Consider the following 19,475-nt stretch of genomic DNA (forward strand, 5'->3'; position numbering starts at 1 on the left):
GGCCTGCTCCTCTTAGTCCTCGGTGTCCCAGCTCGGCGCCATGTCGCGCGCGTACTGGATGTTGTCGTTGCTGACGCCGGGCCCGACCATCGGCCAGACCATCGCGTCGTGGTTGACCGTGAAGTCGATGACGACCGGGACGTCGTCGATCGCCATGGCCTTCTCGATGGTGGCGTCGACGTCCTCCGCGCGCTCGCACCGCAGGCCGACACAACCGTACGCCTCCGACAGCTTGACGAAGTCCGGAATGCGGACCTTCTCGTCGCGGGGCGAGGTCTGCAGGTCGGTGTTGGAGTAGCGGCCCTCGTAGAACAGGGTCTGCCACTGCCGGACCATGCCCAGGTTGCCGTTGTTGACCACGGCGACCTTGACGGGGATGCCCTCGATGGCGCAGGTGGCCAGCTCCTGGTTGGTCATCTGGAAGCAGCCGTCGCCGTCGATCGACCAGACCGTGCGGTCCGGGTCGCCGACCTTGGCGCCCAGGGCGGCGGGGACGGAGAAGCCCATGGTGCCCAGGCCGCCGGAGTTGACGAACGCGCCGGGGCGCTCGTAGTCGATGAACTGGGCGGCCCACATCTGGTGCTGGCCGACGCCCGCCACATAGGTGGCCTCGGGGCCGACGACCCTGCCCAGCCGCTCGATGACCATCTGCGGGGAGAGGGTGCCGTCGTCGGGGGCGTCGTAGCCCTTGGGGTAGGTCTCCTGGAGGCGGCCGAGCTGCTGCCACCAGGCCCCGTAGTCCCCGGCGCGGCCCTTCTCCTGGTCGCCGCGGACGGCGACCACCAGGTCGGCGAGCACCTCGCGGCAGTCGCCGACGATGGGCACGTCGGCGTGGCGGTTCTTGGAGACCTCGGCCGGGTCGATGTCGGCGTGGACGACCTTGGCGTCGGGGGCGAAGCTGTCCAGCCGGCCGGTGACGCGGTCGTCGAACCGGGCCCCCAGGGCGACGATCAGGTCGGCCTTCTGGAGGGCGCCGACGGCGGCGACGTCGCCGTGCATGCCCGGCATGCCGACGAACTGGGGGTGGCTGTCGGGGAAGACGCCGCGGGCCATCAGCGTGGTGACGACCGGGACGCCGGTCAGCTCGGCCAGGACGCGCAGCTCGGCCGAGGCGCCGGCGCGCAGGACGCCGCCGCCGACGTACAGGACGGGGCGCTTTGCGTCGAGGATCATCCGGGCGGCCTCGCGGACCTGCTTGCCGTGCGGCTTGGTGACCGGGCGGTAGCCGGGCAGGTCCAGGCGCTCGGGCCAGACGAACTCGGCGCCGGCCTGGAGCGCGTCCTTGGAGATGTCGACCAGGACCGGGCCGGGGCGGCCGCTGGAGGCGATGTGGAACGCCTCGGCGACCGTGCGCGGGATGTCGCGCACGTCCTTGACCAGGAAGTTGTGCTTGGTGATCGGCATCGTGATGCCGCAGATGTCCGCCTCCTGGAAGGCGTCCGTGCCGATCATCGGGGAGGCGACCTGCCCGGTGATGGCGACCATGGGCACCGAGTCCATGTAGGCGTCCGCCAGCGGCGTGACCAGGTTGGTGGCACCGGGGCCGCTGGTGGCCATGCAGACCCCGGGCCGGCCGGTGGCGTAGGCGTAACCCTCGGCTGCGTGACCGGCGCCCTGCTCGTGGCGCATGAGGATGTGGCGCACCTTCGCGGAGTCGTAGAGGGGGTCGTAGGCGGGAAGGATGGCGCCGCCGGGAATCCCGAAGACGGTGTCGACACCGACCTGCTCCAGCGACCTGATCAGCGATTGTGCGCCGGTCATCTGCTCGGTCATCTCAAGATCCTTAGCGAGGGCCCAGAGCGGCACGGGGGCTCTGGTTCGTGGTGGGACTGACTCGTCGTGGCCTGGTGCGGCAATAAAAAAACCCCCACCGCCCATGGCGGTCGAGGGGTGGCGCGCAGCAGAAGTGACTCAGTGGGCTGCGCGCCGACCAAGTACGAGAATCAGGGAGTTGCTCTTCACGCTCCCAACCTTGGCCGAAGAGGCGTCCGCCCGTCAACCAGAACTTCATATTGTCTCGCATACTGAGACGACAATGTCAGTATGCGACCGCCGACACCCCGCGGACACCCCTCCGAACAGGACGAACACCGAAAAAGCCCCTGTTACGTGTAACGGAGAACACGTAACAGGGGCCATGGAGTCCACCCGTTAGCCCGCCTTAACGCGGCCGCCGGGTACGGCCCCTCACAGGTTGGCGCCGGCCTCGCCGCCGACGAGGGACTCCACCCCGGAGGCGGCCATGGGGCGGGCGACCAGGAAGCCCTGGCCGCGGTCGCAGCCCATCGCCCGCAGCTGCTCCAGCTGCTCGGGGCGCTCGATGCCCTCGGCGACCACCTGGACGCCCAGGTCCCGGCCGAGCTGGATGATCGTGTGCGTGAGCAGGGTGACCGTGTCGTCGCGGCCCAGGTCGGCGATGAACGACGGGTCGACCTTGATGGCGTCCACGCTCAGCCGGCGCAGGTGCGCCAGCGAGGCGTACCCCATGCCGTAGTCGTCGATGGCCAGCTGCACGCCCAGCTCCCGCAGCTCCGCCAGGCGCTGCACCGCCTCGCCGCCGCCGTCGAGCAGGACGTCCTCGTCCACCTCCAGGGTGAGCACCTCGGCGGACAGGCCGGACTCGGCGAGCGCCGACTCCACCGCCTCCACGAAGCGCGGCGACAGTACCTGCTTGACGGACAGGTTGACCGACAGGCCGATGTCCCAGTCCGACACCCGCCACACCGCGACCTTCTCGCACGCCTCCCGCAGGATCCACTCCCCCAGCGGCACGATCAGCCCGGACTCCTCGGCCGCGCCCAGGAACCCGTCCGGGCCCACGGTCTCGCCGTCGCGGTTCCAGCGCACCAGCGCCTCCACCGACGTCACCTGGGAGGTGCCCAGGTCCACGATGGGCTGGTACTCCAGGAAGAACTCGCCCTCCGCCAGCGCCCGGCGCAGCCGGATCTGGAGCTCCAGCCGGGACACCACCGTGTCGTGCATGTGCGCCGCGTACACCTCGACGTTGCCCGGCCCGCGCTCCTTGGCCCGGGTCAGCGCCACGTCGGCGTTGCGCAGCAGGTCGCCGCTGTCGGTGTCCGGCTCGGCGAAGGCCACCCCCAGGCTGGCCGTCAGCACCAGTTCCCGGTCGGCCACCTGGAACGGCTCCGAGGCGATCACCCGGCCCAGCCGCTCGGCCAGGTCCACCACCCGCTGCGCCCGGGGCACGCCCTCGATGAGGACGGCGAACTCGTCGCCGCCCCAGCGCGCCAGCGTCGCACCCGACTCCAGCTCCCCGCGCAGCCTGCGCGCCGCCTGCGCCAGCAGGTGGTCGCCGCGCACGTGCCCGGCGGAGTCGTTGACCGCCGTGAACCCGTCCAGGTCCAGGAAGAGCACCGCGATGTCCCCGGTGGGCTCGTCGCTGATCGCCCGGTGCGCCAGCACGTCGCTGGCCCGCTCCTCCAGGTAGGCCCGGTTGGGCAGCCCGGTCACCCCGTCGTGGAAGGTCAGGTGCTCGACCTCGTCCTGGAGCGCCACCTGCGCGCTGATGTCCCGGGTGGTCACCAGCAGCCGGTCCGGCTCGCCGGGCTGCTCGTACAGGGACACCGTGGACTCGGTGTGCCGCCAGGTGCCGTCCGCCGCGCGTACGCGCAGCCTCAGGTGCACGCCCTGGCCGTCGCGCGCGTCGAACAGGGCGGTGACCGCCTCGACGCGGTCCATGTCCTCGGGGTGGATGAGCGCCGTCACCGGCGCGGCCAGCACGTCGTCCAGCCGGTACCCGAACGCCTCCGCGGTGCCCGGGCTGACGTAGGTCACCCCGCCGTCGCGGTCCAGCACCAGGATGACGTCGCCGCTGTTGCGGGCCAGCTCGTGGAAGTGCCCCTCGCGGTTGCGCACCATCCGGGTGAGGGTCGCGTTCTCCTCCAGCATGCCGAGGATGCGCACCAGCAGCACGAGCACGGCGGTGCCCGCCGCCAGCGGCAGCACCGGGGCCACCCCCGGCAGCCGCAGGCCCGCCACCGTGAGCACCACCGCGGAGACCGCGACGGCGCCCACCGCGGCCAGCTCCGGGGCGAACCGGTACAGGCCCCGCCCGGTGATCCTGCGCGGCCGGGCGCCGGGGCGGTGCTCCACCAGCCACGGCAGCGCCCCCATCAGCGCGAACCCCAGGAAGCGGACGGGGTGCTCCAGCCCGCCCAGCACCGGCGGCCCGGTCAGGCGGCTGATGGCGCCGATCATGTCCGAGGCGGCGATGACGATGAGCGCGCCGATCGCCAGCAGCACCGCGCGCCGCGTGCTGTGCGGCGACATGAAGACCAGCGGGATCAGCAGGCACAGCACCGCGATGTCGGCCACCGGGTACACCAGGGCGAAGCCCAGCACCCCCGAGCCCTCGCCCAGCTCGTCGTAGAGCGGCGAGAACAGCAGCAGCCACACCACGGCGAAGACGGCGGCCGCGCACACGTAGCTGTCGGTGATGTGCCGCAGCGCGGTGCGCAGGCCCCCCGGCCAGGGGGCGAAGCGGGTGAACCCCACCACGAACAGCGGCAGCGCCGCCAGCGCGAACAGGTCGCCCAGGGTCAGGGACAGCACCGACCCGGAGCTGAGTATCCGGGTGATGCCGTGGGTGACGCCGCCCGCGCACCAGGCCAGGGCGGCGAAGCCGAGGTTGCGCAGCGCGGCCGGGCCGTCCGCGCCGTCGGCGTGGGCCTCCCGGTCGGCGCCGGTGGCCGCCCAGCGGCGCGAGGCCAGCAGCAGGGACGCGCCCGCGGCCCCGGCCGCCGCGGAGGCGGGCCACTCGCCGAGCAGGGACGCGACGGTGCCCTCCGCCCCGACGGGGACCAGGGTCGCCGCGAGGTAGACGAGGAACAAGGCGACGAGCCCGCTGACCGACAGGCGACGTGCCCGGGTTCCCATTACCGACCTCCCAGCGGGCGCGCTGTGGACTCCGTGGCGGATCGCCGCGGACACGCTCTCTCCTCGGACATGGAGCACCCACCTCGCGTCGTGACGATTCCGGGCGCGCTCGGACGTGCGGCGCGCGGACCGGCGATCTCGTGGGACCGGGACGTCCCGGCGGCGGGCGGTCGCCGTCGACCGCGGCACCACCGTGCGGTCGCAACCCTATGCAACCAAGGTCACATGGCGATTGAGGACCGGACGAGAGATGACGACGGAGTCGTCACCCATCGTGACCGCCGTAGCGGACGCCGGAGTCCCCTGAATGCTCCCGGGTGTGCCGCGCCCGTCATCCGGCAACCGCGGCACACCCTGAACCCTAGGGGATCCGGGACGGGCACCGTCCCGCTCCCGGCGTGGCGCCGGGCACACGCGGGGTCAGGAGACGCCGAGCCGCTCCAGGATCAGCTGCCGGGCGCGTCCGGCGTCGGCCTGCCCGCGGGTCGCCTTCATGACCGCGCCGACCAGGGCGCCGGCCGCGGCGACCTTGCCGCCGCGCACCTTGTCCGCGGCGTCGGGGTCGGCGGCGATGGCGGCGTCGACGGCGGCGCCCAGCGCGCCGTCGTCGCTGACGACCTTGAGGCCGCGGGCCTCGACGACCGCGTCGGGCTCGCCCTCACCGGCGAGCACGCCCTCGACGACCTGGCGGGCCAGCTTGTTGGTGAGCGTGCCCTCTGCGACCAGGGCGATGATCCGCGCGACCTGGGCGGGGGTGATCGGCAGGGCGGACAGCTCCACCTCCTGCTCGGTGGCGCGGCGGGACAGCTCGTTCAGCCACAGCTTGCGGGCCTCGCCCGAGGGCGCCCCGGCGGCGACGGTGGCCTCCACCAGCTCGACCGCGTCCGCGTTGACCAGGTCGCGCAGCTCGGTGTCGCTGAGGTTCCACTCGGCGCGGATGCGGGCCCGCTTGGCGGCGGGCAGCTCCGGCAGGGTGGCGCGCAGCTCCTCGATCCACTCTGCGGACGGGGCGACCGGGACCAGGTCGGGGTCCGGGAAGTAGCGGTAGTCCTGCGCCTCCTCCTTGCTGCGGCCGGAGACGCTGGAGCCGGTGTGCTCCTGGAAGTGGCGGGTCTCCTGGACGACCTTGCCGCCCGCCTTGAGCACGCCCGCCTGCCGCTCGATCTCGGAGCGGACGGCGCGCTCGACCGAGCGCAGGGAGTTGACGTTCTTGGTCTCGCTGCGGGTGCCCCACTCGGCGGCGCCGCGCTCGTTGATGGAGACGTTGACGTCGCAGCGCATGGAGCCCTCCTCCATGCGGACGTCGGAGATGCCCAGGGAGCGGACCAGGTCGCGCAGCTCGGCGGCGTAGGCGCGGGCCACCAGCGGGGCCAGCTCGCCGGTGCCGGTGATCGGCTTGGTGACGATCTCCAGCAGCGGGATGCCCGCGCGGTTGTAGTCGACGATGGAGTACTCGGCGCCGTGGATGCGGCCGGTGGCCCCGCCCACGTGGGAGGTCTTGCCGGTGTCCTCCTCCATGTGGACGCGCTCGATCTCCACCCGGAACTCGCGCGGCCCGTCGGGGGTGTCCACCGTCACGTCCAGGTACCCGTCGACGCAGATCGGCTCGTCGTACTGGGAGATCTGGTAGTTCTTCGGCATGTCCGGGTAGAAGTAGTTCTTCCGGGCGAACCGGCCCCAGGGGGCGACGGAGCAGTTGAGCGCCAGGCCCAGGCGGACGGCGCCCTCGACGGCCTTGGCGTTGACCACCGGCAGGGAGCCGGGCAGCGCCAGGCAGACCGGGCACACCTGGGTGTTGGGCTCCGCGCCGAACCCGGTCGGGCAGGAGCAGAACATCTTCGAGGCGGTACCCAGCTCGATGTGGGTCTCCAGGCCGAGCACCGGCTCGTATTCGGCCAGCGCCTGCTCGTAGGCCACCGGGCCGCCGTTGGTGGTGGGAGTCACCGCGTGGGCCATCGCCGCAAACCCGTTTCCGTAGAGGACATACCTTCCAGGTCAGCCTACCGAGCGCCCGGGGGTGACGCGTCCGACGCCGGATGTCACGTGATGCGCACGATCAGGCCACCGTAGAGGTGTTCCTTCGTCACCCACGGTGCCGGACCGTTAGTCTGAGTGTCCCCAGGAGACGATTTCGCCAGGCCGAACACGGGAGCTGTACATGGGCGTCCTGCTTCGGTGCGCAACGCTGTTTTCCTCGGTCGCCCTCGTCGCGGCCCTGGCCGGAGCCCCGGCCGCCCTCGCCGACGACTTCTCCCGCGTGGAGCGCGACGCCGTGGCCGGGACGGACCTCGTCACCGCCGGCGGCGGACCCGTGCCCACCGCGCTCTACAGCCTGCGGACCGGGAACGAGGGCGCCGTGCGCGCCTACACCGCCTCACCCGACGGCGAGGTCCGCCGGCGTGCCGCCTACGTGGAGTCGGGCTGGTCCGACACCGGGGCCGGGGACGGCGACCGCGCCCGGTGGATCGTCGCCCACTCCTACCCCCACGTGGACCTGCTGTCGCTGGGCCTGGACGTCGGCCTGCCGCTGGGCGAGGAGCAGGCGATCGCCGGCACCCAGGCCGCCCTGTGGAAGGTGCTGTCGGGCACCGAGCCGGACCGCGAGGCCAACGACGAGGCCGTGCTGGCCCTGTACGACCACCTGACCGAGGCCGAGGGGGTCCTGCCGGCGGGGCCGCGCCCGCTGACCGTGGACCCCGGCCACCTGGAGGCCACCGCCCCGCAGGAGCCCCTGGGCCCGCTCACCGTGTCGAGCACCGGCGACGGGCCGGTGAGCCTGTCGCTCAGCGGGGCGCCCGCCTCCTGGCTGGTGGACGCGCAGGGCGGCCGGACCGACCGGGCCGTCGACGGCGACCCGGTGTACCTGGACGTGAGCCCGTCCGTCCCTGCCGGGGTGGTGACCCTGCACGTGCGCGGCGAGGACCTGCCGCTGGCCGAGGGGAGCCTGTTCACCGGCCGCGACGGGGTGCGCACCCGCCCGCTGGTCACCGCCGAGCCGGCCGAGGCGACCATCACCACCACGGCGACGGTCACCTGGCGCGCCCCGAGCCCCGAGCCGACTCCGGTGCCCGAAACCCCGGCCGAAACCCCGGAGCCGGAGCCCGAAGAGCCCCTCACCGAGGCCGCACCGAGCCCGGAGGCCACGCCGACCGAGGCCGACCGAATCCCCGAGGAGGACCTGCCGACGACGGGCACCTGGCTGTCGGGGCTGCTGGTCATCGCGGGCGCCCTGGTGGTATCGGGCCTGATCATCCTGGTTCTGGGCCGCAAGCGACGCGAGTGACCCCCGTTCAGTTGCATAACATTCGCCCATAATGCGGCCCCGACCGCGCGCCATTTTTTCTCGCCCGTATCCGGTCACATTTTTCGCGAACCGGGTTGGAAGTGGCGAATGGGATCGCTAGTATCGGGCGGGCGATCGACCTAGTGCGGCGCCGCAGGCCCGCCCCCGCGAGACGGCTCAGCCCGGGACCGGGACGCTCCCACGCCCTTCCCCACGGCTCCACGCCGCCTGACCCCGACGTTGCTACCCCCGACCCGGACGCACGTGTGGCGGCCTGTACCGCCCGTCCTTCGCACGGATCGCACCGCGGTCCCCTACCGCGACCCGAACCGTTTCCATCCGGTCACCCCTAGATGACACCGGGATACGACTTGACTCAGATCTCCCTCCTCCGCACCGCCGGGCGCGCGGGCCTAGCGGCCACCGCCGCCGCCTTCCTCGCCTTCGGCCTGGCGGCCCCCGCCTCCGCCGAGCCCGAGCTCTACGAGGGCGCGGTCACCGGCACCTACGTCGGCAACGCCGAGAGCGGCACCCGCGTCAAGATGGACGGCGGCGCCGCCTCCACCAGCCTCTTCAACCTGAAGCTGCAAGACGGCACCATCCTCACCACGTACTGCATCGACTTCAGCACGAGCATCGTGAGCGGCGCGGGCTACGCCGAGGACAAGTGGGAAAACTACCCGGGCAAGGGCGACTTCGCCGAGCCCGCCAAGGTCCACTGGATCCTCCAGAACGCCTACCCGAACGTCACCGCCGAGGAGCTGGGCGCCGCCGCCGGGGTCGAGGGCCTGACCCCGAAGGACGCCCTGGGCGGCACCCAGGCCGCCATCTGGCACTTCAGCAACGGCATGGACCTGACCGACGACAACTCCGCCGGCGTCAAGGCCGTCTACGAGTACCTGGTCGGCAACGCCGAGGACCTGCCGCAGACCTCCGAGCCCGACGCGACCCTGAGCATCACCCCCGGCACCGCCGAGGGCGTGGCCGGCACCACGGTCGGCGAGTTCACCATCGAGACCAACGCGACCTCCGCCATCGAGGTGGACCTGAGCGCCCCCGCGGGCGTCGAGCTGGTCGACCTGGAGACCGGCGAGGCCGTGACCGAGGTCGAGAACGGCGACAAGGTCGGCTTCGAGGTGCCCGCGGGCACCGAGGCGGGCCAGGCCTCCTTCTCCCTGGAGACCAGCGCCCACGTCGCGACCGGCCGCCTGTTCCAGGGCATCGAGATCGTGACCCAGACCCTGATCACCGCCGAGGGCGGCGAGACCACGGCCTCCGCCTCGGCCTCCGCCACCTGGACCGCCGGCGGCGGCGAGGAGCCCACTCCCTCCCCGTCCCCGTCCGAGGAGCCCAGCGAGTCCCCGGCCCCGACCCCGGTGCCGACCCCGACGCCGTCGGAGTCCCCCTCCACCCCGGCCTCCCCGAAGCCGAGCGCCCCAGACGATGACCGTCCGGCCCTGCCGGTCACCGGTGGCGCCCTGGCCGGCCTGGTCGCCGCGGGCATCGCCGCCCTCGGCGCCGGCGGCGGTGCGATCTACCTGAGCCGCAAGCGCAAGGCGGCCGGTACCTCCACCGAGGACTAAGGCCACCTCGTGAGAGCCCCCTCCCGGGATTCACCCGGGAGGGGGCTTTCGCGTGTACACCGTTCGCCCCGCCCGCGCGTCCTCTTCCGGGAGCCGCGAACCGCGCTCCGGGGCCCCGCCTCTCTCGGCTTGGTGGGGATATCCCATATCGCTAATATCGGTCACGCGGTATTCGCCGACTCCCCGCTCACCCTCCTCACGGTGTTCCTCCTGCCGTGCGAGCATCCCCTGGTCCCTCCGCGGGCACCACCGCAGAACTCAAGGAAGAGACGTGACGAACGTGTCCCTCCCCCGTGCCCTCGGGCGCACGACCGTCGCCGCAGGCGCGGCAGCCCTCCTCGCCCTGGGCCTGGCCGCCCCGGCCGCCGCCGACAACGCCGTCCGCGCGCAGTACACGGGCACCACCGGCCCGGACCGCGTCCAGATCACCATGGGCGGCCAGAACGTCGGCGCGACGATGTTCGAACTCACGCTGGAAGGCGGGGACACCTTCAGCGCGTACTGCATCGACCTGGAGACGAGCACCCGCAACAACGCCTGGTACGTCGAGGACGCCTGGGCGAACTACCCGGGCAAGGGCGACTTCACCGCGCCGGGCAAGGTCCACTGGATCCTCCAGAACAGCTACCCGACGGTCTCCGCCCGGGAGCTCGGACAGCAGGTCAACCGGCCCAACCTGTCCGAGTCCGAAGCAATGGCCGCCACCCAGGCCGCCATCTGGCACTTCACCAACGGCGCCGACCTGGGCCGCGCCCCGGGCGACGTCACCAGGGTCTACCGCCACCTGGTGGAGAGCGCCGTGGATCTCCCCCAGGAGCCGGGCCCGTCCCTGACCGTCACCCCCGGCACCGCCGAGGGCGAGGCCGGGTCGACCGTCGGCGAGTTCGCCATCGAGACCAGCGCCGCCTCCGTCCCGGTCACCGTCGAGGCCCCCGCGGGTGTCGAGCTGGTCGACCTGGAGACCGGCGAGGCCGTCTCCGCCGTCGAGAACGGCGACAAGGTCGGCTTCGAGGTGCCCGCGGGCACCGAGGCCGGCCAGGCGTCCTTCTCCCTGGAGACCACCGCCGAGGTGTCCGCGGGCCGCCTGTTCAAGGGCGAGGACCCGGCCAACCCGACCCAGACGCTGATCACCGCCAAGTCCGAGGACGTCACCGTCTCGGCCTCCGCGACGGCCACCTGGACCGCCGGCGGCGAGGAGCCCTCCCCGAGCCCCTCCCCGTCCCCCTCCGAGGAGCCCAGCGAGTCCCCGGAGCCGACCCCGGGCCCGACCCCGACCCCGACGCCGTCGGAGTCCCCCTCCACCCCGGCCTCCCCGAAGCCGACCGCTCCGGACGATGACCGCCCGGCCCTGCCGGTCACCGGTGGCGCCCTCCTCGGCCTGGTCGCCGCGGGTGTCGCCGCCCTCGGCGCCGGCGGCGGCGCGATCTACCTGAGCCGCAAGCGCAAGGCCGCTTCCGGCCAGGAGTAATCCACCGGCCCTGGGGCCCCGTCCTGTTACAGGACGGGGCCCTTTGTCATGTGTTCAACGGACAAAAACCCCAACTGTGGACACAGTGCACTTGAGCCACTACCGAGGGTTGGTCTCATGGAGTTGAATCGCTACCATCGGCCCGGTATCCCCCAGCGGAACAGGTACCCCGCCGCCGTTCCCGAGCGCCTCTCCCCCTCCGCTCCCCCCGACGGAAAGAGAACCGTGAACGCGTCCGCACTCCGCCGCCCCGCCCTCGCCGCGCTCACCGCCACCGTGCTCCTCGCGGGCCCGCTGGCCCTCCCGGCCGCCGCCGACCCCGTCCGCGGGCAGTACACGGGGGTCGACGAGCACGGGCACGGGATCGTCATGCGGGGCGAGGAGTTCACCACCACCGCGACCTTCGGCCTCGACCTGGGCGACCGCACCCTGCCGACCTACTGCATCGACTTCCGGACCGGGATCGTGGGGGGCGCCTGGTACGTGGAGGACAGCTGGGCCGACTACCCGGGCGAGGGGGACTTCAGCGAGCCGGGCCGGGTCCACTGGATCCTCATGAACTCCTACCCGGTCGTGGAGATCGGCGACCTGCGCGAGGAGACCGGCATCCCGGGGCTGACCAAGGCCGAGGCCCTGACGGCGACCCAGGCGGCGATCTGGCACTTCAGCAACGGGCTCGACCTGGAACAGGTGGAGCAGAACCCGGACCTGCCCACGGTCTCCGAGGAAGAGGTGGTGGAGCTCTACGAGCTCCTCGTCGCCGACGCGCGGGAACTGCCCGACGAGCCGCCGACCGCCCTGTCGGTGTCCCCCGAGGAGGCGTCGGGGCTGGCCGGGGAGACCGTCGGCGAGTTCACCGTGGAGACCAGCGCCGCGTCGGTGCCCGTCGAACTCGACGCGCCCGACGGCGTGGAGGTCGTCGACCTGGCGACCGGGGAGGCCGTCGAGACCGTGTCGGACGGCGACCGGATCGGGCTGTCGGTCCCGGCGGACGCCGCCGCGGGGGAGGCCGAGTTGACCCTCGCCGCGGAGGCGGCGGTGCTGACGGGGCGCCTGTTCAAGGGCGAGGACGCCGACGAGCCCACCCAGACGCTCATCGCGGCGGCCGACGGCGAGATCACCGTCTCCCGCACGGTGACCGCGGCCTGGGACGAGGCGGGCGGGACCCCGCCGCCGATCGCCAGCCCCTCCGCGAGCCCGGTGGCCGCGGCGGCCGACGACCGCGGCCTGGCCCTGACCGGACCGGCCGTCGCCGCCCTGGTGGCGGGCGCCGCGGTCCTCATCCTGGGCGGCCTGGCCTTCCTCCTGGCCGCGCGCCGGCGCCGCACCGCCCGGGACTGACCCCGAACCCGGGGCCCGGACCGTACCCCCCACGGCCCGGGCCCCGTCCCCACCCCCGGGGACCCGGCCACCACCGGAGGCGGCGCGGTGCTCCCGCCCCGCCGGGCCCTCCACCCGACCGGGGCGGCCGGGGCACGTCCGGAGGGCACCGGAGGGCCTTCACCCCGAGGGGCGAGCCCCCGACCCCCGGCGCGACCGGGGCCCCGGGGCGGAGGCACCCCCACGGCCCGGGCACACGACGGCGCCCGCCGCCCCCTCAGGGGCGGCGGGCGCCGTGCGTCCGTCCTTCGCGCCTTACGCGTTGACCGCGTACGGGCTGCGCGCGATGAGCGCGCCGTCCCGGTCGGCCAGGGCGCGCTCGACCGCGGCCGCCACCCGGTAGGTGCGGTCGTCGGCCAGCGGCGGGGCCATGATCTGCAGGCCCACCGGCAGCCCGTCCTCCGGCGCCAGGCCGCACGGCACCGACAGCGCCGCGTTGCCCGCCAGGTTGGACGGGATGGTGCACAGGTCCGCCAGGTACATCGCCATCGGGTCCTCGGCGCGCTCGCCGATCGGGAACGCGGTGGTCGGCGTGGTCGGCGAGACCAGCACGTCCACGCTCTCGAACGCCGCGTCGAAGTCGCGCTTGATGAGCGTCCGCACCTGCTGGGCGCTGCCGTAGTAGGCGTCGTAGTAGCCGCTGGACAGCGCGTAGGTGCCCAGCATGATCCGCCGCTTCACCTCGGGGCCGAACCCCTGGGCGCGGGTCAGCGACATGACCTCCTCGGCGCTGCGCGTGCCGTCGTCGCCGACGCGCAGCCCGTAGCGCATGGCGTCGAACCGGGCCAGGTTGGACGAGCACTCGCTGGGCGCGATGAGGTAGTACGCCGACAGGGCGGCGTCGAAGCTGGGGCAGGACACCTCGACGATCTTGGCGCCCAGGGACTCCAGCAGCTCCAGGCTCTCGTGGAAGCGCTGGCGCACCCCGGCCTGGAAGCCGTCGCTGTCCAGCTCCTTGACCACGCCGACGCGCAGGCCGTCGATGTCGCCGCGGCGGGCGGCCTCGACGATCGGCGGGACGGGGGCGTCGATGGAGGTGGAGTCGCGCGGGTCGTGCCCGGAGAACGCCTCCTGGAGCAGGGCGGCGTCGAGCACGTTGCGCGCGAACGGGCCGGGGGTGTCCAGGGAGGAGGCGAACGCGATCATCCCGTACCGGGACGAGCCGCCGTAGGTGGGCTTGGCGCCGACCAGGCCGCACACGGCGGCGGGCTGGCGGATGGACCCGCCGGTGTCGGTGCCGGTGGCCAGGGGGGCCTCGAACGCGGCGACGGCCGCGGAGGACCCGCCCGAGGACCCGCCGGGGATGCGGTCGGTGTCCCACGGGTTGCGGGTGACCTGGTAGGCGGAGTTCTCGGTGGAGGAGCCCATGGCGAACTCGTCCATGTTGGTCTTGCCCAGGATGACCAGCCCGGCCTCGCGCAGGCGCGCGGTGACGGTGGCGTCGTAGGGCGGCTGCCAGCCCTCCAGGATCTTGGAGGCGGCGGTGGTGGGCATGTCCTTGGTGACGAACACGTCCTTGTGGGCGACGGGCACGCCGGCCAGCGGGCCCTGCTCCTCGCCCGCGGCGCGGCGGGCGTCGACGGCCCGGGCCTGCTCCAGGGCGGTCTCCCGGCGCACGTGGAGGAAGGCGTTGATCTCGCCGTCCACGGCCTCGATCCGGTCCAGGTAGGCGTTGGCGGCCTCCTCCGCGGAGACCTCGCCCGCCTTGATCGCCGCGCCGAGGTCGGCGGCGCTGAGACTGACGATGTCGCTCATGGCTACTCCTCCTCCCCGAGGATGCGCGGGACCCGGAACCGCTGCTCCTCCACCGCCGGGGCCCCGGACAGGGCCTGCTCCGGGGTGAGGCACGGCCGGGCCTCGTCGGGGCGGAAGACGTTGGTCAGCGGCAGGGCGTGCGAGCTCGGCGGGATGTCGCCCTTGGCGACCTCCTGCACCTTGGCCACGGCGGTGAGGATGTCACCGAGCTGGGCGGCGAGCGTGTCGAGCTCGCTCTCGTCGAGCGCCAGCCGCGACAACCGGGCGAGGTGCGCGACCTCATCGCGGGTGATGGCGGTCATGAGTGTCTAACCGTTTCTTCGGCGGACGGGCTAACCCGTCAATCCTATGGCTCCCCCGCCGTCCCCGGTGCCGGTACACCGAGGCCGGGACCGGGATCACCCGGGTGCCGGCCCTGGCCGGGGCCCTGCCCGCCGCCCGCCCCGGCCTGCCCGCTCCCCCGGTGTCCGGCGAGCCAGGCGGGGACGTCGGCGGCGGGCATCGGCCGGGCGAAGTAGTGGCCCTGGGCGGCCTGGCAGCCGGTGTCGCGGGCCGCCTCGGCCAGGGCCCGGGTCTGCACGCCCTCGGCGGTGGCGCGCATGCCGAGCGCGTTCACCAGGGCGATGGCGGCGCGGACGACGGTGGGGCCGTTGCCGGTGCCGTCGGTGAGCCGGGCGGTGAACGACCCGTGGATCTTGACCTCGTCCAGCGGCAGCCCGGCGAGCTGGACCAGGGTGAAGTGGCCGGTGCCGAAGTCGTCCAGGGCCAGCCCCACCCCCAGGTCGCGCAGCCGGTGGACGGCGGCGGTGGCGGCCTCGGTGTCGGTGATCAGGGCGTTCTCGCCGATCTCCAGCACCAGCCGCTCGGGCGGGACCCCGTGTTCGGCCAGGGCGGCGGCCACGGTGTCGGGCAGGTCGGGGTGCAGGAGTTCGCGCACGCCCAGGTTGACGGAGACGGGCAGCATGACGCCGCGCTCGCGCCAGCGCGCGGCGCGGGCCAGGGTGATGTCCAGGACCTGCCCGGTGAACGCCCGGAACAGGTGGGACTCCTCCACGACCGGCATGAACTCCCCCGGCTCCAGCAGCCCCCGGGAGGGGTGCCGCCAGCGGGCCAGGGCCTCCAGCCCGACGGCGTGCCCGTCGTCCAGGCTGACCTTGGGCTGGTAGTGCATCTCCAGGGCGCCCTCGGTGAGCCCGCGGCGCAGTTCGCTGAACAGGCTGAGCCGGGCGGTGGAGTTGCGGTCCTTGCCGGGGTCGTAGGACTCCACCCCCGAGCGGGCGGACTTGGCGACGTACATGGCGACGTCGGCGCGCTGCATGAGGTGCTCGAAGTCGACGGCGTCCTCGGGGTGCAGGGCGATGCCGATGCTGGCCTCCAGGTCGAGGTCCATGCCGTCCAGGCGGACGGGTTCGCTCAGGGCGCCGCGCAGCCGGGCGGCGACCTCGGCGGCGGCCTCGGTGTCGCGGATCTGGGGCAGCAGCACGGCGAACTCGTCGCCGCCGAGCCGGGCGACGAGGTCGCCGGGGCGGACGCTGTGGGTGAGCCGCCCGGCGACCGTCTGGAGCAGCCGGTCGCCGGTGGGGTGCCCCAGGGTGTCGTTGACCTCCTTGAACCGGTCCAGGTCGAGCAGGAGCAGGCCGACCCGGCCGCCGCGCCGCCGGGCGGCGTCGATCTCCTGGTGGGCCCGGACGGTGAGGAGCTTGCGGTTGGCCAGCCCGGTCAGCTCGTCGTGGTTGGCCTGGTGGTCGCGTTTGACCGACAGCAGGGCGCTGCCGTGCAGGGCGAGCAGCGGCAGCGCGAACAGCGGCACGTACAGCACCGAGTGGGTCGCGGTGACGGCCACGAGCGGCGCCAGGGTGATGAGGACGGCGTTGACCCGGGCCTGGCGCCCGATGCCCTTGAAGAGGACCTGGGACAGCGACACGCGTTCGTGCATGGCGACGGCGCAGGTCACCAGCACCCGGTTGACCGCGAAGTAGGCGGCCCCGGCCAGCCCGACGGCGATGAGGCCCTCTCCGGCGGGGATCCAGCCGGTGGCGCGCAGCGGCGGCAGGACCAGGCGCAGGACGGCGTCGGCGGCGCCCAGGGACAGCACGTACTGGGCGGCGTTGAACGCGGTGCGGTGGGCGGCGTGGCCGCGGGCGAACCCGGCGATGACGGTGGCGGCGGCCTGGACGAGCCCGGCCAGGGGCAGCCCCTGGAAGATGACCAGGGCCAGGGAGAACGGCAGCGAGGTGGGGACGCCGTCGCCGGGTGCCTGTCCGGGGATGGCTATGGGGCGCAGCTCGCCCAGTACGACCATGACGAGCAGGACCCAGGTGAGGGGTTCGACGGCGTACCGGAGCAGGTCGGGACCGGCCCACAGCAGGGCGGCGGCGAGCAGGAGCGTCCCGGAGACGACGGTGCCCGCCATGTACAGCCAGAGCGGGGTGCCGGCGCGGGGGCCGATGTCCCGGGTGCTGATGGGGTCTCTCATGCGTGCTGTCCTCATGAGGGGGACGCGGAGACCGGCGGCACCGTCGGTGCCACCGCTCCTGATGGTTCCGGCCTGCGGGAGCGGTCACCCCTCCATGACCGAATCCCGGGATCGGTGGTGCCCGTTTCACGGGGTGCGTTGTCCACCTTACGCCGCTTCGTCACCAAGTGTCGCCTGTTCGGAACTATCAGTTAACCAAGACGCGGGTCGATTGTGACGTGAACCGGGAAAAAGATACGGCGGCCCGGAACGAACCCCGATCCGCACGCCCGCAGAACAGGCGTGCGGTTCCGGGCGTGCCGGGCCGCCGTATCCGGTGCGCTACTCCTGCGCGGGGGCCTCCTCCGCCGCGTCCCCGGAGCCGTCCCCGGGCTTTTCGGCCCCGGCCCCGGCCTCGGCGGCGTCCCCGTCCCCGGGCTCCTCCTCCGGCGGGTTGATCCGCACCTTCTCCGCCGCCTCGGGCCCCGCCTCCAGCAGCACGCGGAACCCCTGCTCGTCGAGGATCGGCACGCCCAGCTTGACGGCCTTGTCGTACTTGGACCCGGGGCTGTCGCCCACCACCACGAACCCGGTCTTCTTGGACACCGACGCCGTGGCCCGGCCGCCGCGTTCGGCGATCGACTCCTTGGCCCCGTCCCGGGTGAAGCCCTCCAGCGAGCCGGTGACCACCACGGTCACCCCGTCCAGCACGCCCGAGAGGGCCTCGTCGACCTCGTCCTCCATGCGCACCCCGGCCGCAGCCCACTTGGCGACGATCTCCCGGTGCCAGTCGACCTCGAACCACTCCCGGATGGAGCGGGCGATGGTCGGGCCGATGCCGTCCACCGCGGCCAGCTCCTCCTCCGAGGCGGCGCGGATGGCGTCCATCGACCGGAAGTGCCGGGCCAGGTCCTCGGCGGCGCGCGGGCCCACGTGCCGGATGGACAGCGCCACCAGCACCCGCCACAGCGGGCGCGACTTGGCGATCTCCAGCTGCTCGAACAGCTTCTCCACGGTCTTCTTGGGCTCGCCCTTGAGGTTGGCGAAGAACGAGACGACCTTGGGCTCGCCGGTCTTGGGGTCGGTCTTGGGCTCGGAGGTGTCGGGGTCGAGCACGTGGGTGCGGATCGGCAGCAGCTGTTCGACGGTGAGGTCGAACAGGTCGCCCTCGTCCTTGAGCGGGGCGTCGGCGGGCTCCAGCGGCTGGGTCAGCGCGGTGGCCGCCACGTACCCGAGCGCCTCGATGTCCAGGGCCTTGCGGCCGGCCACGAAGTACACCCGCTCGCGCAGCTGTCCGGGGCAGGACCGGGCGTTGGGGCAGCGCAGGTCGACGTCGCCCTCCTTCTGCTGGCCCAGCGGCGTCCCGCACTCGGGGCACTTCTCCGGCATGACGAACGGCCGCTCGCTGCCGTCGCGTTTCTCCACCACCGGCCCGACGATCTCGGGGATGACGTCGCCCGCCTTGCGCAGCACCACCGTGTCGCCGATGAGCACGCCCTTGCGCTCGACCTCCTGGGCGTTGTGCAGGGTGGCGAACTCCACCTCGGACCCGGCGACGAACACCGGCTCCATCACGCCGTAGGGGGTGACCCGGCCGGTGCGGCCCACACCGACCTTGATGTCCACCAGTTTGGTGGTGACCTCCTCCGGCGGGTACTTGTACGCGATCGCCCAGCGCGGGGCGCGGCTGGTCGACCCCAGCCGCCGCTGGAGGGCGAAGTCGTCCACCTTGATGACGATGCCGTCGATCTCGTAGGCGGGCTCGTGCCGGTGCTCCTGGTAGTGGGCGACGTAGGCGCGCACCTCGTCCATGGTGGACACGACCTTGTAGCGGTCGCTGAGCGGCAGCCCCCACTCCCCCAGCAGGGCGTACGCCTGCGACTGGCTCGTGAACCGCACGTCCTCCGAGCCCTGCGCCGGGGTATAGGCGCCCACGCCGTGCACGATCATCGACAGCGGCCGGGTGGCGGTGACCCGCGGGTCCTTCTGCCGCAGCGAGCCGGCCGCGGCGTTGCGCGGGTTGCGGAAGGGGGTGTGCTCGCCGCTCTCCGCGATACGCCGGTTGAGCGCCTCGAACGCCTCCACCGGCAGGAACACCTCGCCGCGCACCTCCAGCAGCTCGGGCGCCGGGCGCACGCTCTCGTCGAGCCGCTCGGGCACGACGTCGATGGTGCGGATGTTGAGGGTGATGTCCTCGCCCACCCGGCCGTCGCCGCGGGTGGCGGCGCGCACCAGGCGGCCCTTCTCGTAGACCAGGTCCACGGCCAGGCCGTCGATCTTCAGCTCGCACAGGTAGGCGTCCACGGGCACCTCAGCCGAGGCGCGGTCCGCCCAGGCGTTCAGCTCCTCGAAGTCGAAGGCGTTGCCCAGGCTCTCCATCCGCACCAGGTGCTCGACCGCGGCGAAGTCGACGCTGATCGGCGCGCCGACCTTCTGGGTGGGCGAGTCCTGGGTGATGAGCTGCGGGTGCTCCTCCTCGATGCCGCGCAGCTCGGCCATGAGGGCGTCGTACTCGGCATCGGGAACGATCGGGTTGCCCAGGTAGTAGCGGTAGCTGTGGTCGTCCAGCTCCCGGGAGAGCTCCTCGTGCCGGTTGCGCGCCTCGTCGGGGATCTCGGTGCTGTTCTCGGGCGCCACGTGGCCGCCTTTCCGTCT

Annotated in this window: 11 protein-coding genes; 4 read left to right on the forward strand and 7 right to left on the reverse strand. The window is 73.0% G+C overall.

The window, feature by feature from the left end:
- Positions 1-12: 12 nt before the first annotated feature.
- The 3 genes from ACFVNO_RS10030 to gatB all read right to left on the reverse strand — a co-directional run bounded on the left by ACFVNO_RS10030 (position 13) and on the right by gatB (position 6,813).
- A complete protein-coding gene (locus tag ACFVNO_RS10030; RefSeq protein WP_378891196.1) occupies positions 13-1,773 on the reverse strand; it encodes an acetolactate synthase large subunit in 1,761 nt (586 codons plus the stop codon).
- A 414-nt stretch (positions 1,774-2,187) separates the two neighbouring features.
- Positions 2,188-4,896, reverse strand: coding sequence for an EAL domain-containing protein (locus ACFVNO_RS10035; RefSeq protein ID WP_355258393.1), 2,709 nt, complete (start codon positions 4,894-4,896; stop codon positions 2,188-2,190).
- A 420-nt stretch (positions 4,897-5,316) separates the two neighbouring features.
- Positions 5,317-6,813, reverse strand: a complete 1,497-nt coding sequence (gene gatB / locus ACFVNO_RS10040) for an Asp-tRNA(Asn)/Glu-tRNA(Gln) amidotransferase subunit GatB (protein WP_355258764.1) — start codon at positions 6,811-6,813, stop codon at positions 5,317-5,319.
- A gap of 241 nt (positions 6,814-7,054) precedes the next feature.
- Here gatB and ACFVNO_RS10045 point away from each other — a divergent pair, with 241 nt between their 5' ends.
- The 4 genes from ACFVNO_RS10045 to ACFVNO_RS10060 all read left to right on the forward strand — a co-directional run bounded on the left by ACFVNO_RS10045 (position 7,055) and on the right by ACFVNO_RS10060 (position 12,571).
- A complete protein-coding gene (locus ACFVNO_RS10045) occupies positions 7,055-8,179 on the forward strand; it encodes a thioester domain-containing protein (protein ID WP_355258396.1) in 1,125 nt (374 codons plus the stop codon).
- 371 nt (positions 8,180-8,550) lie between these two features.
- The gene (locus ACFVNO_RS10050) at positions 8,551-9,762 is read left to right on the forward strand and encodes a thioester domain-containing protein (protein WP_355258399.1); all 1,212 of its coding nucleotides are present in this window, start codon (positions 8,551-8,553) and stop codon (positions 9,760-9,762) included.
- Between the two features lie 271 nt (positions 9,763-10,033).
- A complete protein-coding gene (locus ACFVNO_RS10055; protein WP_378891202.1) occupies positions 10,034-11,230 on the forward strand; it encodes a thioester domain-containing protein in 1,197 nt (398 codons plus the stop codon).
- 225 nt (positions 11,231-11,455) lie between these two features.
- A complete protein-coding gene (locus ACFVNO_RS10060) occupies positions 11,456-12,571 on the forward strand; it encodes a thioester domain-containing protein (protein ID WP_355258405.1) in 1,116 nt (371 codons plus the stop codon).
- A gap of 294 nt (positions 12,572-12,865) precedes the next feature.
- On the opposite strand, the gene gatA is transcribed toward ACFVNO_RS10060, so the two are convergent.
- The 4 genes from gatA to ligA all read right to left on the reverse strand — a co-directional run bounded on the left by gatA (position 12,866) and on the right by ligA (position 19,457).
- Positions 12,866-14,365 (reverse strand): Asp-tRNA(Asn)/Glu-tRNA(Gln) amidotransferase subunit GatA, encoded by a 1,500-nt coding sequence (gene gatA, locus ACFVNO_RS10065; RefSeq protein ID WP_220563152.1) that lies wholly within the window; start codon positions 14,363-14,365, stop codon positions 12,866-12,868.
- Between the two features lie 2 nt (positions 14,366-14,367).
- A complete protein-coding gene (gene gatC / locus ACFVNO_RS10070; protein ID WP_220563153.1) occupies positions 14,368-14,667 on the reverse strand; it encodes an Asp-tRNA(Asn)/Glu-tRNA(Gln) amidotransferase subunit GatC in 300 nt (99 codons plus the stop codon).
- Between the two features lie 44 nt (positions 14,668-14,711).
- Complete coding sequence (locus tag ACFVNO_RS10075) at positions 14,712-16,841, reverse strand: putative bifunctional diguanylate cyclase/phosphodiesterase (protein ID WP_378891206.1); 2,130 nt, start codon at positions 16,839-16,841, stop codon at positions 14,712-14,714.
- Positions 16,842-17,162: 321 nt separating this feature from the next.
- Positions 17,163-19,457, reverse strand: a complete 2,295-nt coding sequence (gene ligA, locus ACFVNO_RS10080; RefSeq protein ID WP_378891208.1) for an NAD-dependent DNA ligase LigA — start codon at positions 19,455-19,457, stop codon at positions 17,163-17,165.
- Positions 19,458-19,475 lie beyond the last annotated feature (18 nt).

Origin of the sequence: Nocardiopsis sp. NPDC057823 (assembly GCF_042797335.1) — a bacterium.
In the GTDB taxonomy this organism is placed as follows: Bacteria; Actinomycetota; Actinomycetes; order Streptosporangiales; family Streptosporangiaceae; genus Nocardiopsis; species Nocardiopsis changdeensis.

Excerpts from the sequence above, each read along its gene's own strand:
- ACFVNO_RS10035 (WP_355258393.1), bottom strand. The coding sequence starts at position 4,896 with ATGGGAACCCGGGCACGTCGCCTGTCGGTCAGCGGGCTCGTCGCCTTG.
- ACFVNO_RS10075 (WP_378891206.1), bottom strand. The coding sequence starts at position 16,841 with ATGAGAGACCCCATCAGCACCCGGGACATCGGCCCCCGCGCCGGCACC.
- ACFVNO_RS10045 (WP_355258396.1), top strand. The coding sequence starts at position 7,055 with ATGGGCGTCCTGCTTCGGTGCGCAACGCTGTTTTCCTCGGTCGCCCTC.
- ACFVNO_RS10030 (WP_378891196.1), bottom strand. The coding sequence starts at position 1,773 with ATGACCGAGCAGATGACCGGCGCACAATCGCTGATCAGGTCGCTGGAG.
- gatC (WP_220563153.1), bottom strand. The coding sequence starts at position 14,667 with ATGACCGCCATCACCCGCGATGAGGTCGCGCACCTCGCCCGGTTGTCG.
- gatA (WP_220563152.1), bottom strand. The coding sequence starts at position 14,365 with ATGAGCGACATCGTCAGTCTCAGCGCCGCCGACCTCGGCGCGGCGATC.